This window comes from Pseudomonas sp. FYR_5 (assembly GCF_043106315.1).
GTDB lineage: Bacteria > Pseudomonadota > Gammaproteobacteria > Pseudomonadales > Pseudomonadaceae > Aquipseudomonas > Aquipseudomonas putida_Y.
On the sequence record NZ_JBICMK010000125.1, the window covers coordinates 37,424 to 50,684 of the forward strand.

13 protein-coding genes are annotated in these 13,261 nt (G+C 62.4%); 8 read left to right on the plus strand and 5 right to left on the minus strand.

Annotated features, from left to right (window positions below):
- Window positions 1-60: 60 nt before the first annotated feature.
- The gene (locus ACF8RA_RS25225) at window positions 61-753 is read right to left on the minus strand and encodes an OmpA family protein (protein ID WP_176685325.1); all 693 of its coding nucleotides are present in this window, start codon (window positions 751-753) and stop codon (window positions 61-63) included.
- 159 nt (window positions 754-912) lie between these two features.
- On the opposite strand from ACF8RA_RS25225, the gene ACF8RA_RS25230 reads away from it, so the two are divergent.
- The 4 genes from ACF8RA_RS25230 to ACF8RA_RS25245 are packed head-to-tail and all read left to right on the plus strand — an operon-like array spanning window position 913 to window position 2,567.
- Window positions 913-1,407, plus strand: a complete 495-nt coding sequence (locus tag ACF8RA_RS25230; RefSeq protein ID WP_176685326.1) for a DUF6231 family protein — start codon at window positions 913-915, stop codon at window positions 1,405-1,407.
- A 2-nt stretch (window positions 1,408-1,409) separates the two neighbouring features.
- On the plus strand, window positions 1,410-1,886 hold the full coding sequence (locus tag ACF8RA_RS25235; RefSeq protein WP_392460658.1) for a YchJ family protein: 477 nt from the start codon (window positions 1,410-1,412) through the stop codon (window positions 1,884-1,886).
- Between the two features lie 2 nt (window positions 1,887-1,888).
- On the plus strand, window positions 1,889-2,362 hold the full coding sequence (locus ACF8RA_RS25240) for an LEA type 2 family protein (protein WP_176685333.1): 474 nt from the start codon (window positions 1,889-1,891) through the stop codon (window positions 2,360-2,362).
- A 7-nt stretch (window positions 2,363-2,369) separates the two neighbouring features.
- Window positions 2,370-2,567: an SEC-C metal-binding domain-containing protein gene (locus ACF8RA_RS25245; RefSeq protein ID WP_003254900.1), complete on the plus strand. Its 198-nt coding sequence runs from the start codon at window positions 2,370-2,372 to the stop codon at window positions 2,565-2,567.
- Between the two features lie 169 nt (window positions 2,568-2,736).
- On the opposite strand, the gene ACF8RA_RS25250 is transcribed toward ACF8RA_RS25245, so the two are convergent.
- The 4 genes from ACF8RA_RS25250 to ACF8RA_RS25265 are packed head-to-tail and all read right to left on the minus strand — an operon-like array spanning window position 2,737 to window position 6,342.
- The gene (locus ACF8RA_RS25250; protein WP_176685334.1) at window positions 2,737-3,639 is read right to left on the minus strand and encodes a pyridoxal-phosphate dependent enzyme; all 903 of its coding nucleotides are present in this window, start codon (window positions 3,637-3,639) and stop codon (window positions 2,737-2,739) included.
- Window positions 3,636-4,847, minus strand: a complete 1,212-nt coding sequence (locus ACF8RA_RS25255) for an MFS transporter (RefSeq protein ID WP_176685335.1) — start codon at window positions 4,845-4,847, stop codon at window positions 3,636-3,638. The genes ACF8RA_RS25250 and ACF8RA_RS25255 overlap by 4 nt, the downstream gene beginning before the upstream one ends.
- Entirely contained in the window at window positions 4,844-5,632 is a 789-nt protein-coding gene (locus ACF8RA_RS25260; protein ID WP_176685336.1) for an alanyl-tRNA editing protein, read from the minus strand. Before ACF8RA_RS25260 ends, ACF8RA_RS25255 begins: the two co-directional genes overlap by 4 nt.
- Window positions 5,629-6,342, minus strand: a complete 714-nt coding sequence (locus ACF8RA_RS25265; RefSeq protein ID WP_176685337.1) for a serine O-acetyltransferase — start codon at window positions 6,340-6,342, stop codon at window positions 5,629-5,631. The genes ACF8RA_RS25260 and ACF8RA_RS25265 overlap by 4 nt, the downstream gene beginning before the upstream one ends.
- 172 nt (window positions 6,343-6,514) lie before the next feature.
- Here ACF8RA_RS25265 and ACF8RA_RS25270 point away from each other — a divergent pair, with 172 nt between their 5' ends.
- The 4 genes from ACF8RA_RS25270 (at window position 6,515) to ACF8RA_RS25285 (ending at window position 13,197) form a co-directional block, all read left to right on the plus strand.
- Complete coding sequence (locus ACF8RA_RS25270) at window positions 6,515-7,855, plus strand: PLP-dependent aminotransferase family protein (protein ID WP_176685338.1); 1,341 nt, start codon at window positions 6,515-6,517, stop codon at window positions 7,853-7,855.
- Between the two features lie 102 nt (window positions 7,856-7,957).
- On the plus strand, window positions 7,958-10,399 hold the full coding sequence (locus ACF8RA_RS25275; RefSeq protein ID WP_392519681.1) for a penicillin acylase family protein: 2,442 nt from the start codon (window positions 7,958-7,960) through the stop codon (window positions 10,397-10,399).
- A 126-nt stretch (window positions 10,400-10,525) separates the two neighbouring features.
- On the plus strand, window positions 10,526-11,542 hold the full coding sequence (locus ACF8RA_RS25280) for a ligase-associated DNA damage response exonuclease (RefSeq protein ID WP_392460660.1): 1,017 nt from the start codon (window positions 10,526-10,528) through the stop codon (window positions 11,540-11,542).
- Window positions 11,539-13,197, plus strand: a complete 1,659-nt coding sequence (locus ACF8RA_RS25285; protein ID WP_176685341.1) for an ATP-dependent DNA ligase — start codon at window positions 11,539-11,541, stop codon at window positions 13,195-13,197. Before ACF8RA_RS25280 ends, ACF8RA_RS25285 begins: the two co-directional genes overlap by 4 nt.
- Window positions 13,198-13,261: the final 64 nt, after the last annotated feature.

The window sequence follows — 13,261 nt, forward strand, 5'->3', positions numbered from 1 at the left end:
ACGGCCGGGCGGCATGAAGATGCGCCCGTGCCACTGCTCAAGGCACGAGCGCACGCCGTCTTACCGCTGGATCTTGATCTCGGTACGACGGTTCATGGCACGCCCTTCGGCTGTGGCATTGTCTGCCACCGGCTGGGTCTCACCCGCGCCGACCACCGAAACGAAGCTGCTGCGCGCTACACCGCTGTCGACCAGATAATCGGTCACCGAATGGGCACGTCGCTCGGACAGCTTCTGGTTGTAGCTGTCGGAACCGACGCTGTCGGTATGGCCGCTGACGCTAAGGCGGGCAGATGGCGCTTCCTGCTTCAGACGCGTAGCAATGGTATTGAGGCGCTCTTTGTCACTGGCAGTCAGGCGCGCAGAGTCGAACTCGAAGTGCACATCACGGATGACAATGACTTCTTCCTTCTGCACCACCACTTCTTCGACCACCGCGACCGGCTCAGGCGGGCATCCGTTGGCATCGACCTGCACACCACGCGGGGTGCCAGGGCATTTGTCACGGCTGTCGGGCACGCCGTCGCCATCCTCGTCGCCATCGCCGTGGGCCCAGCAATAGCCCGCCGCCAGGCCACCGCCCAGCAACGCACCCCAGCCAGCCCAGCTGGAACTTTCGATGGCGCCCAAGGCGGCGCCGCCTACACCCCCGACGGCGGCACATTTCGGCCAGTCGGTTTTTTGCAAACCTGCACAACCAGTCAACACACTGGTGAGCAGTACCAGGGGTATCGCTGTGCGTACTATGCTCATTTCATTGCTTCTCCTAGGGGGAATCGGCATAAGACCGATCTCTGGGAGTAAAGACCGCTCATCCCAACCCTGCCAGCAATAAGCTACGTCACGGCCACATGCCTCTTTGCCCACACGCCGCAGCCCGCTAGTCTTGGACGACTAGAACGAGGAATGGCAATGACCGAAGGTTTTTCCAAACGCACCCCGCAACAGGCCCTGGCAGCCCTGCTCGAGCGTTTCACTCCGCAACGCCTGCTGCTGGTAGGTACGCGCTTTCCGGCGCTGGACGCCTTCGCCCAGGCGCACCCCCAGGTGACCATCGACATCGCCGCCCCAGGCCCGCTGCCGGCCGAACTGGCCGCCCAGCGCTTTGACCTGGCGGTACTGGTGGACTGCCTGGAGCACTTGCCCAAGCGCACCGGCCTGGAGCTGCTCGGCGGCATTCGCAACCTCAACGCCAGCCGGGTTGCAGTGCTGGCCGACCTGGCCGCCTGCGGCTGGCAGGACACCGACTTCTTCGCCCTGGCCTTGTCGGCCAGCGAGAAATTCCGCCGTGACCAACAGGTTTTGAGCCTGTTCACCTATGATCTACATGACTATAAGCAGGTACCGGACTGGCTCAACGCCAGGTTCTGGGCCAACCCTGAAAACTTCGGCAAGTACTGGTGGTGATGATGAGTGTCTCGGTCTGCCCTTGTGGCAGTGGCAACCTGCTTGACGCCTGCTGCGGGCATTACCATGCCGGTACCCCGGCACCGGATGCCCAGGCCCTGATGCGCTCACGCTACAGTGCGTACGTGCTGGGCCTGGTCGACTACCTGGTAGCCACCACCCTACCGGTTCAGCAAGCCGACCTGGACCGTGCTGCCATCGCCGACTGGAGTGCACAGAGCACCTGGCTGGGCCTGGAGGTGGAAAGCGCAGAAGTGCTGGGCGGCCAGCCGGAACACGGCTTCGTCACCTTTACCGCGCGTTGGCACGACCAAGAGGGCGATCATCAGCACCGTGAACGCTCGGCCTTCGTCCAGCATGCCGGTCGTTGGTACTTCATCGACCCAACGGTCGGGCTGAAGGCCGGGCGCAACGACCCCTGTCCCTGCGCCAGCGGGCACAAATTCAAGAAATGCTGCGCCAGCTACGTAGGGAACTGAACATGATCAAGCGCACCCGTCTGCTACTGCTCGGTGCGCTGCTGGCATGGCTGACGGGTTGTGCCAGCTGGGGCGAGGACTGGCGCGAGCCCGAAGTGCATCTGGTCGAGGTCGAAACAGTCAAGGCCAGGTTGCTGGAACAGGAGTTCGTGTTGCACCTGCGGGTCGACAACCCCAATGACAGCCGCCTGTTCATTCGCAACGTGTCGTATGCAATACGCCTCAATGACCTGCTACTGGTGCAGGATCAAGCCAGCGTATGGCGCAGCGTGGGCGGGCATGCACGGCGCACGTTCAAGATCACCGCACGAACCAACCTGTGGCAGCACCTGAAGCCACTGGCCAAACTGCTGAAAAGCAAGCAGCCGCTGCATTACACCCTGCAGGGCGAACTGGCGACCGGGTTGCTCATCCATCGGGACCTGCACATATCACGCAGTGGTGAGATAATCTCCGGCGATCACATACCGGAGTAACCCTGCAATGTCCCAACAGCCTCACGTTCATGGCCCTGACTGCAACCATGACCATGATCACCACCACGATCACGGCCATGTACACGGCCCGCACTGCAACCACGGCCATCAGGAGCCGGTACGCAACGCCCTGAAGGACGTTGGCCGTAACGACCCGTGCCCGTGCGGTAGCGAGAAAAAGTACAAGAAGTGCCACGGCGCCTGATCGACTGACTCGATAAAAAACTGAGAGATTGCGCGAACACTGTGGGGAGCGGGCGCGCCCGCGAACACGGGCGAAGCCCGTGCCATCCACCGCGTCACCTGCTTCGCGGGCTTGCCCGCTCCCACAGGTACCGTGCCAGCCTCTGAATCATGAGCCTGGCACAGGTAGGCTACGCGGCCTTTCGCCGGTTAGCCCCCAGCAGGTCCTGGTACCAGAGGCCGGCATCATAGGCGATGGTCACCAGGGTGGTCTCGACATACTGCGGGTGCTGGGCCATGCGCTGGGCAACCGCCAGGCAGGCAGCGGCTGTATTACCGACGAAAATGCCACTCTGCATGTAGAACCAGCGCTGTGCGGCCAGCATTTCTGCATGGTGCACCTGGGCCCGCTCGTCCACCAGCGACCAGTCCATGAACGGCGGGCAAACGCCCACGGCCATGCCTTCAAAACGATGATCGGCGAACACGCCGGCCCTCGAGTCACAGCCATTGGGATCGACCAGCACCGTCGACACCTCGAAGCCATGGTCCTTCAGCCCCAGGGTGATACCCGTGAAACTGGCGCCAGTACCCGCACAGCCCACGAACAGGATCTGCCTCCCCGCCCCGGCGTTGGTCAGTTGCATGGCCAGTTCGCTGGCGGTCTGATAGCGGTGGGCCTCGATGCCTACCGGGTTGTTGAACTGGTCGGTGTAGAAGTATGACTTGCCCAGCGCGGCCTGGTTATCCAGGTGATGCATCACCACGTCCTTGGGTGTGGCACCGGCCATCAGCATTTCCTTGCCGATCAGTCGGGCACCGAAACACTCCAGCAGATCCCGCTTGGTCTGGCTGAAACTCAGCCCGACCGCCAGCTCTACGGCGACCTGGTATTTGTGGCAAGCCGCCAGCAAGCCAAAGCCGAAACTGCCACCGGTCTTTTCGATGACGGTCGTCACCCCGGGAATGATGTCACCCTTGCGCACGGCATGTTCGACGATCTGCCGCGCCGCCCGGTATTTGTGGCTACCGCCCGGGTTGTTCATTTCCAGTTTGGTGTAGATGCGATCGCTGACACTGATGAGCTCGCTCATTTGCGGCTACCTTCCATTGAAGTATGCAGACCGGCCTTGTTCTGCAGCAAGCCGGCAGTGGCAACCAGCAACCCCATGCAGAGGACCATGCAGATGGCATTGGTACCGTCCCAGCCAACCGAGCTCAGCAACAGCGAAGGGCTGAATGCGCCGAGGGTGGCAAAAACGGCAATGGCCAGGTCGTTCTTGCCCTGCATCTGCATCGCGGCCGGGCTGTTCTGCAGTGACTGGGCCAGCAACGCACCTCCGCCTACATAAGTGAGGTTCCAGCCCAGTCCAAGGGCAATCAGTGCCAGGGTCATCATGGCGTAGCTGTGCGACCAGATATTCATCGCCGAGCAACCGATCAACAGGGCCAGGCCCGCGCAAATGGTGGTCTTGATACCCAGTCGCTGGATGATGGCGCCGGTGAAGAACGACGGGGCAAACATGGCGATCACATGCCACTGGATCGCCAGTCGGACGTCAGTGAAGTCCTCGTGCATGTGTTTCATGTGCATCGAAGCCTGGATCATCAGCAGGTTCATGATCCCGTAGCCCAGCGCAGCGACAGCCATTGCCACAACCACGCTCGGGCCTGCCGGCTCGGCGCGGGTGCTTGCCGGCTGTGTTGCGCTGTTGATCGCGCTGGCCGTACCCGCATCATTGGGCAGGCACAGGGCAATCAACAACGACAGCAGCGCCAGGCCGACAAACGCGGCATAACACAACGAAAACAGTGGGAAGCCACCAACATCACGCAGCCACTCGGTAAGCGTTGGCCCGACGACAGCCGCGATGACCCCGCCAGCCACGACCAGCGAAAGCGCCTTGGGCTTCAAGGCCTGGGAAAGATTGTCGGTTGCCGCGAACCGGTTGAAGTTGGCGAACGCGATGTACACACCCAATGCTGAGTGGCTGAGGACCAGCGTTGGAAAATGCTGGTGCTCCACCGCCAGAAAGCCGCTTACGCCAGACAGCGCCAGGGGAATCGCGCCCAGCATGAACGCCTTTTTACGGCCGATGCGGCTCATCAGCCTGGAGACCGGATAGGTTGCCAACATCAGGCAAAGAAACTGGAACCCGTACGGCACCGTGGACCATGCGGCGTCAGGCGCCAACGAGGCCCCGACAATGGCGGCCATCGTCACCGACATCACGGCAGTCGTCAGGTTGATCGACTGTGCGGTGAAATACAGGTACGTGCGCCGCGGTAACGTGCTGTTCATAATGCGTGCTCGTGATAAGGGGACAGGTCGATTTCGGCCTCGGGGAACACGCAGATCAGCCGTTCCTTGCCTTTACCCAGGCGTTTGCGCTTGACGCCAAGGCGCCCGATGCGCCGAGGCGAATCGAGGTGCGTGCCACCGCACGGGATTTCGATCCCGTTGTAGGTCCACAAACGCGCGTCCTCCAGGCCTTGAACCGCGTAGTGCTCGATGGGCGCATCGCAGCCGATCAGTTCATTCGCCCGTCGTTCTATTTCAAGTACGTCTTCAGCCGTGAACGCGTCCTCGACCAGGAAGTCGAAACGTGCCGTGTCTTCTTTGATATGGCAGCCGATCGTCCATTGCTTCAGCTCTTCACGCAGCCCGATGGCGGCGGCATACAGGAAGTGGCTGGCACTGTGAGACAACGTCAGCCGTTCGCGCCGTTCAATATCGATAGTGACGCGGGCCGGCATGCCTACGGTGACTTCATCAAGCAAGTGCAAATCATCAGGGTGCAAGCTGTGAATAATGATGCCGCCCAGTTTTCCGCCTTTGAAACCCTCCAGGCGAATAGGGCTACCGTAGAGTTTTTTAACCCAGATGAATCGCACGGTACCCACCGGTAATTCAATCGTGCCGAAGTCCGCTTCCTGGCCGCCACCTTCCGGGTAGGCCACTGTGCTCAACAACTCGATGCCGTCGCTGTGCACGCGTGCTACTTGAGTGTTCGCGCCCGCCAGGTACTGGTCTTTGTAATACAGCTTCTCGGTATTTCGTAAAACTTCATAGTTAAGAGAGTTCATGATTCCAATACCACCTGCAATGATGTTTTAACCTGTACCCGGGCAGCGGCCGGGACGTCTTTGGTAACAATGCAGCCCGGTCCGATAAACGCGCCGTCACCCACATGAATTGCGCCCAGCACACTGGCGAAAGCGCCGATCTGTACCCGGTTACCCAACGTCGGATGCCTGGGGTTCGAGGGGTTGTCACTGATACCGCGGGCGCCCAGGGTCACCCCGCCCAGCACGTAGCAATCGTCACCAATGGTCGACGTTTCACCAATGACGGTGCCCATGCCATGATCGATGATGAAGCGCGCACCGATGCGGCTGCGGAAATGAATCTCCGCCCCCGACAGCATTTTTCCGCGCCGGGAAATCATGGCGGCCAGGCATTGGCCGCCGGCGCCGTAGGTAGCGGCGCTATTGTTGTAGATCCAATGGGCAAGCCGATAATGCAAAACCGCAGAATAAGAGGTGTAGGTTTTTGCAATGAATACCAGGTCGCGGCCGGCAGCCGGATCTTTCATGGCAAATGCCTGCAAATCGGCATGTGCCTGTTCAGTCACACTTTCAATGACCGATGTTTCTTTCAGTGCTTCGAACTCGACGATTGAACAACACTCCAATAACGCCGAGGTCACAAGATTCTTTACAACTTTGAATGACTCCAGTTCGTCAGGGACAGGAAGCCTGGCAATGACGGCTGATTGCATGTCCATAGGGTGCATGGGCTTGATATCCAGTTATCGGGTCTGCACAAACGCTATAAGTGCCGCCTTTGTTGGCAGCCGAAAGTTTCGACACGGGGATAGTGGCATGTGCTGGCCATTTGCAAACGAACAGTCGACAAGCATTTCCGTTAACTGTTAGGCTTTTTTTTCTAACGGTTTCGGACCTGCCATGACCCCCTGCAGCCTTCATCACCTGTTGAAACAACGCCTGGATGCAGGCGAGTGGTTGCCAGGGCAACGCATGCCCTCCATCCGCAAGCTGACGGCGGCAGTCGACTTCAGTTACCACGACGTCGTATCGGCCTATGCCCAGTTGGTCAGCGAAGGTGTGTTGACGGCATCACCCGGCCGTGGCTACTTCGTGGCAAACCGCGCCCGGCAAACCAGCGTGATCCACGAACCCGAGTGCATGGCCGGCGATCCGCTGTTCCGGCTGCTGCAGGGCGGCCAGCACTTCACCAAACTGGGCAGCGGCTGGCTGCCCCCTGCATGGCGCGACACCGAGTTGCTGGCCAAGGCAATTCGGCGCACGGCGCGGTTGGAGCAGAGCTCGCTGGCAGAGTACGGCGACATCCAGGGCTACCTGCCCATGCGCAAACAGCTGTGCGTGCACATGAAACGGCTGACCCGTGTCGAAGCCCGCCCCAACCAGTTGCTGACCACACTGGGTGCCACGCAAGGCCTGGACCTGGTGGCACGGTTGCTGATCAAACCAGGCGACCACGTTTTCGTCGACGAACCGGGTAACGGCAACCTGATCAAGCTGATCCAGCTGGCGGGCGGGCACGTCGTCGGTATTCGGCGGACCCAGGACGGGCCGGACGTGGAAGAAATGAGAAGCCACCTGGCCAGGCACAAGGTCAAGGCGTTTTTCTGCAACAGCACCTTCCACAACCCGACCGGCAGCAACATCAGCCCGCACAACGCCTTCAGCGTCCTGCGCCTGGCGGTGGAGCACGAGTTCTTCGTGGTCGAGGATGATGTGTATGGGGACTTCAGCCCCGCCGTGCGCCAGACCTTTGCCGAGCTGGACAACCTTGACCGGGTTATCTACATCGGCAGCTTCTCCAAGTGCCTGTCGGCATCGCTGCGCGTGGGGTTCATTGCCTGCTCGCAAGACCTGATCGAGCCGCTCACACGCCTTAAACTGCTGACCTGCGTTGCTGTCCCGGCGTTTTGCGAACGCTTCGTCAACACCATATTGTCGGATGGCACCTATGCCCGGCACATGAAGGACGTGCAGCAGCGCCTGATTCGCCAGCAAGTGCAAACCCAACGCTTGCTGCTCGAGCGCGGCTGGCAGTTCGACATTGCACCACAAGGGGGGATGTTCCTCTGGGTCTACCACCCGGACCTGCCCGACCTGCAACCTTTCATGCGTAAACTGGAGCAGCACAAGATCCTGCTGATGCCCGGCTCTGCATTCGCGGTGAGCCGTGACTATCAACGCTACACGCGTATCAATTGCACGCATTTTTCCGACGCCTTGGCTGAGCACTTCGACGTTTGACCCGCGCAATCAAATAAACCGACCTGGGACCTTGCACGGCGCCTGCGCGCTTACTACCTTAGCGCCTTTCCAAACCAGCCTCGCCTTGCAGGAGCCCTTGCCATGGCCGCCCCCGCCTTTCCTCCCTTCCGCCTGCGGTTCGCAACCGCTGCCACCCTGCTCGGCATGCTCGGGCTGGCCGGCTGCCAGATGGGCGGCTACCAGGATAGCGTGCCACCGACCAGCGGCGTGCAGCCGCTCAAGGGCCTGGCGCAGAACGTTTCGGTACGGCGCAATGCCATGGGCGCGCCGCTGATCGAAAGCAGCAGCTTCCATGATGCGCTGTTCAGCCTGGGCTATGTGCACGCCAGCGACCGCATCGAACAGATGGTCGCCATGCGCCTGCTCGCCCAGGGCCGTCTGGCCGAACTGGCCGGCAGCGAAGCGCTGGACATCGACCGCCTCATGCGCGCCGCCAACCTCAAGCAGAGTGCCGCCCAGCAATACGCCGACGCATCGCCACGGCTCAAGCGCTTCTTCGAAGTGTACGCGCGCGGGGTCAACGCCTACCTGTTCCGCTACCGCGACAAGCTGCCAGCAGGCCTGGCCAGCAGTGGCTATCGCCCCGAATACTGGAAGCCTGAAGACTCGGCGCTGATCTTCTGCCTGTACGCGTTCAGCCAGTCGGTCAACCTGCACGAGGAACTCAGCGCCCTGACCCTGGCGCAGAAAGTGGGTAGCGACAAGCTGGCCTGGTTGCTGCCCGGGGCCCCGGACGAGCCGTTGGCCGAAATGGAAGTGGACAAGCTCAGGGGCCTGAACCTCGCCAGCCAGTTGCCGGGGTTGCCCGCCCTGACAGCCGCCAGCCAGAAGCTCGCCGACCTCGACCTGCTCGGTAGCCCGGGGTCGGCCAACCTGGCCCTGGGCCCGCAGCGCAGCCGCAGCGGCAAGAGCCTGCTGGCCAGCGACAGCCGCGCCGGCTGGGCCTTGAGCCCGGTACAAATCAATACCAGCAAGTACCAGGTGGCCGGCCTGTCCTTGCCCGGCCTGCCGATCGTGCTGGCCGGCTACAATGGCAAGCTGGCCTGGAGCAGCAGCGCAGTGATGGCCGACAATCAGGACGTGTTCCTTGAGCAGTTGCGCCGCCAAGGCAATCAGTTGAGCTACCTGGCCGACGGTAAATGGCTGCCGGCCCGCACCCGTATCGAAACCTTCTTTATCCGTGGGCAACGACCACTGCGCGAAGTGATGTACGACACCCGCCACGGCACCCTGCTGGCCCAGCCAGAAAACGCTAGCCTGGGCCTGGCGCTGAACCTGCCACAGTTCAAAGGTGATCGCAGCCTGGATGCGCTGTTCGACCTGACGCGGGCCAAGAACCTGGAGCGAGCCTTCGACAGCACCCGGGAAGTGACCGCTGCTGCCGTCAACTTCGTTTTCGCCGAGCCTGAGCACATCGGCTGGCAAGTCAGTGGCCGCTACCCCAATCGCCGCGAAGGCCAGGGCTTGCTGCCCTCGCCGGGCTGGGACGGGCGTTACGATTGGGACGGCTATGCCGACCCGATGCTGCACCCATACGACCAGGACCCACCCGCGGGCTGGATCGGCCACGCCAACCAGCGCAGCCTGCCGCGCGGCTATGGCATGCAGCTGTCCAGCACCTGGTATTACCCCGAACGTGCCGAACGCCTGGCACAGCTGGCCGGCAACGGCCGCCACGACAGTCGCAGCCTGATGGCCCTGCAGAACGACCAGGTGACCTTGCTGGCCAACAAGCTCAAGCAGATGTTCGACGCCCCCGGCATGGCCCAGCCTCTGAAGCAGGCGATCGACGCCCTCCCCGCTGTGCAGCGCGACAAGGCCCGCAACACACTGGCCCGGATCAAGGCTTTCGATGGCCGCCTGAGCCCGGTGTCGGCAGATGCCGCGCTGTACGCGTTGTTCTTGCAGGAGGTCGCTCGACAGACCTTCCTCGATGACCTTGGCCCGGCGTCCAGCCCGGCCTGGCAGGCGTTCGTCAGCAATGCACGTTTGTCGTTCTCGGCGCAGGCCGATCACCTGCTGGGCCGCGATGACAGCCCTTTCTGGGATGACCGCACCACGCCGCAAAAAGAAGACAAACCCACCATCCTCGCCCGCAGCCTGGCAGGCGCAATGGAGGCCGGTATCGCGCAACTGGGGGCCGACCGACGCACCTGGCAGTGGGGCAAGCTGCACCAGTACCGCTGGCCGGCACCGGCCTACCATGGCCTGGGTGATGCGATCAGCCGTGCGCCGCTTGCCGCAGGCGGCGACTTCACTACCCTGGCCCTCACACCATTCGCCTGGGGCAGCGACTTCGACACTCGCCTGCCAGCCTCGGCACGGATGATCGTCGACTTCGGCCAGGCCGAACCCTTGCAGATACTGACCAGTAACGGCCAGTCCGGCAACCCGGCCAGCGCGCATTACCGCGACGGGCTGGATGCCTGGTTCAAAGGGCGATTCATGAGCCTGCCGCTGCAACAGCAGAACTTCGCCAGGGCGTATGGCAACCAGCGGCTTACGTTGGTGCCGGGGCGGTAAAGGCGTGCTTGAGGGAAGCACGAGGGGGCCTGGTGAACGTATTCAGCAGCTCCCTCCCACATCCATCCGAACTAACGCCTTGCACCACGTATCCTAACGGGTAACCCCAGAACCAGTGCCCGTGCCATGGACCTTGTCATCGCCCGCCCCGAAGGGCTGTACTGCCCGCCCGGAGATTTCTATATCGACCCCTGGCGGCCCGTGGACCGGGCTGTCATTACCCACGGCCACGGCGACCACGCACGCACCGGCAATGGCCATTACCTGACCGCCAGCCCCGGTGCCGGCATTCTGCGCAGCCGCCTGGGCCAGGCCATCAATTTGCAGACCCTGCCCTACGGTGAGCGCCTGCTGCACCACGGTGTGACGTTGAGCCTGCACCCGGCCGGGCACGTGCTGGGTTCGGCGCAGGTGCGCATGGAGTACCGAGGTGAAGTCTGGGTTGCATCCGGTGACTACAAGGTAGAACCCGATGGCACCTGTACGCCCTTCGAACCAGTGGCGTGCCACACCTTCATCACCGAGTCGACCTTCGGCCTGCCGATCTACCGCTGGCCAAGCCAAAGCGAGACCTTCGCCGACATCAATGCCTGGTGGCGGGCCAACAGCGAACAGGGCAAAGCCAGCGTGCTGTTCTGCTATGCCTTCGGGAAGGCCCAGCGGATTCTGCATGGGCTGGATGCCAGCATCGGCCCGATCCTCGTGCATGGCGCCATGGAGTCGCTCAACCGGGTGTACCGGGATGCCGGTATCCGCCTGCCGGAAACCCGCTACGCAGGCGACATCCCGCGCAACGATCCACTGCTGCGCCAGGCACTGATCCTGGCGCCCCCATCAGCCAGCGGCAGCAGCTGGCTGCGCCGTTTTGGCGATTACAGTGATGCCTTGGCCAGCGGCTGGATGCTGCTACGCGGCGCCCGCCGACGGCGCGGCGTGGACCGGGGCTTTGTGCTATCCGACCACGCCGACTGGCCCGGCCTGCTCTGGGCCATTGGCCAGACCGGTGCCAAACGGGTAATGGTCACCCACGGCTCGGTCGACGTACTGGTGCGCTACCTCACCGAACAAGGCCTGGATGCCCGCGCCTTCGTCACCGAGTATGGCGACGAAGACGATGCGCCGAACACGGCCACTTCGCCATGAAAGCCTTCGCTACGCTGTTCCTGCGTCTGGACGCGACCACCTCCAGCAACGCCAAGCTCGAGGCACTGCGCGGCTACTTCGACATGGCGCCCGCCGAAGATGCTGCCTGGGCGGTGTATTTCCTGGCCGGCGGGCGCCCACGCCAACTGGTGCCCACCCGCCTTCTACGCGAACTGGCAACAGCGCTGGCAGGCCTGCCGGACTGGCTATTCGAAGAAAGTTATCAGGCCGTGGGCGACCTGGCCGAGACCATTTCGCTGCTGCTGCCGCTGCACGTCGATGGCAACGAGGAGGGCCTGGCCACCTGGGTGGAACAGCATTTGCTGCCCCTGCGCGGGCTGCCGCCTGAGCAAGTCCGGCAGCGCCTACCGCCACTCTGGGCCCGGTTGGACCGCGCCAGCCTGATGCTATGCCTGAAGCTGATCACTGGCAGCTTTCGCGTGGGCGTGTCAAAGCTGCTGGTCACCCGCGCCCTGGCACAATTGGCCGGGCTGGACGCCAAACGCGTGGCCCAGCGCCTGGTCGGCTACACCGATATAGGCCATCGCCCGACTGCAGCCAGTTACCAGAGGCTGATCGCCCCAGAGTCCGCCGATGAACACAACCAGCGTGGCGGCCAGCCCTACCCATTCTTCCTGGCCCATCCCCTGCAAGTGTCCAGCGATCAATTCGACACCCTGCTCGGGCCACCAAGCGATTGGCAAATCGAGTGGAAGTGGGACGGCATTCGGGCGCAGGTGGTAAAGCGCGATGGCCAGCTGTGGGTGTGGTCACGCGGCGAAGAACTGGTTACCGAGCGTTTCCCCGAACTGCATGGTCTGGCACAGACGTTGCCCGATGGCGTGGTGCTCGACGGCGAGATTCTGGTCTGGAAACCCGGTGAAAACGAGACTGAACTGGCCGTGCAGCCATTTGCCTTGCTACAACAGCGCATCGGTCGCAAAACGCTGGGTAAAAAACTGCTGAACGATGCGCCAGTGGTGCTGCAGGCCTACGACCTGCTGGAGTGGCAGGGCGATGACTGGCGCAGCCGACCGCAACACGAACGTCGAAGCCAGCTGGAACGCCTGGTGGATGAACACCCACTTGCCCCCGTGCTGTTGTCGCCTCTGCTGCAAGGCCCGGACTGGCCCGACCTTGCCCGCCAGCGCGAACAGTCGCGCAGCCTGGGTGTGGAGGGGCTGATGCTGAAGCAGCGCAAGGCCCTGTACGGCGTGGGGCGCACCAAGGACATGGGCATTTGGTGGAAGTGGAAGATCGACCCGTTCAGCGTCGATGCGGTGCTGATCTATGCCCAACGCGGCCACGGCCGCAGGGCCAGCCTGTACAGCGACTACACCTTTGCCGTATGGGATGCACCGGCAGGTACCCCTGATCGGGCGCTGGTGCCCTTTGCCAAGGCCTATTCAGGGCTCAGTGACGAAGAAATGCGCAAGGTGGACGCCATCATCCGCAAGACCACGGTGGAAACGTTCGGCCCGGTGCGCAGTGTGACGCCAACGCTGGTGTTCGAGCTGGGCTTCGAAGGCATCGCACTGTCCCGGCGTCACAAAAGCGGTATCGCCGTGCGCTTTCCGCGCATGCTGCGCTGGCGGCTGGACAAGCCGGTGGAGGAGGCAGATGACCTGGCCACCTTGCAGGCGCTACTGGCCTGAAAAAGTTTGCGTTGCCCGATTGCTGCAGGATGAGGCGCATTCGCTGAAACTATGCTTCTATTTT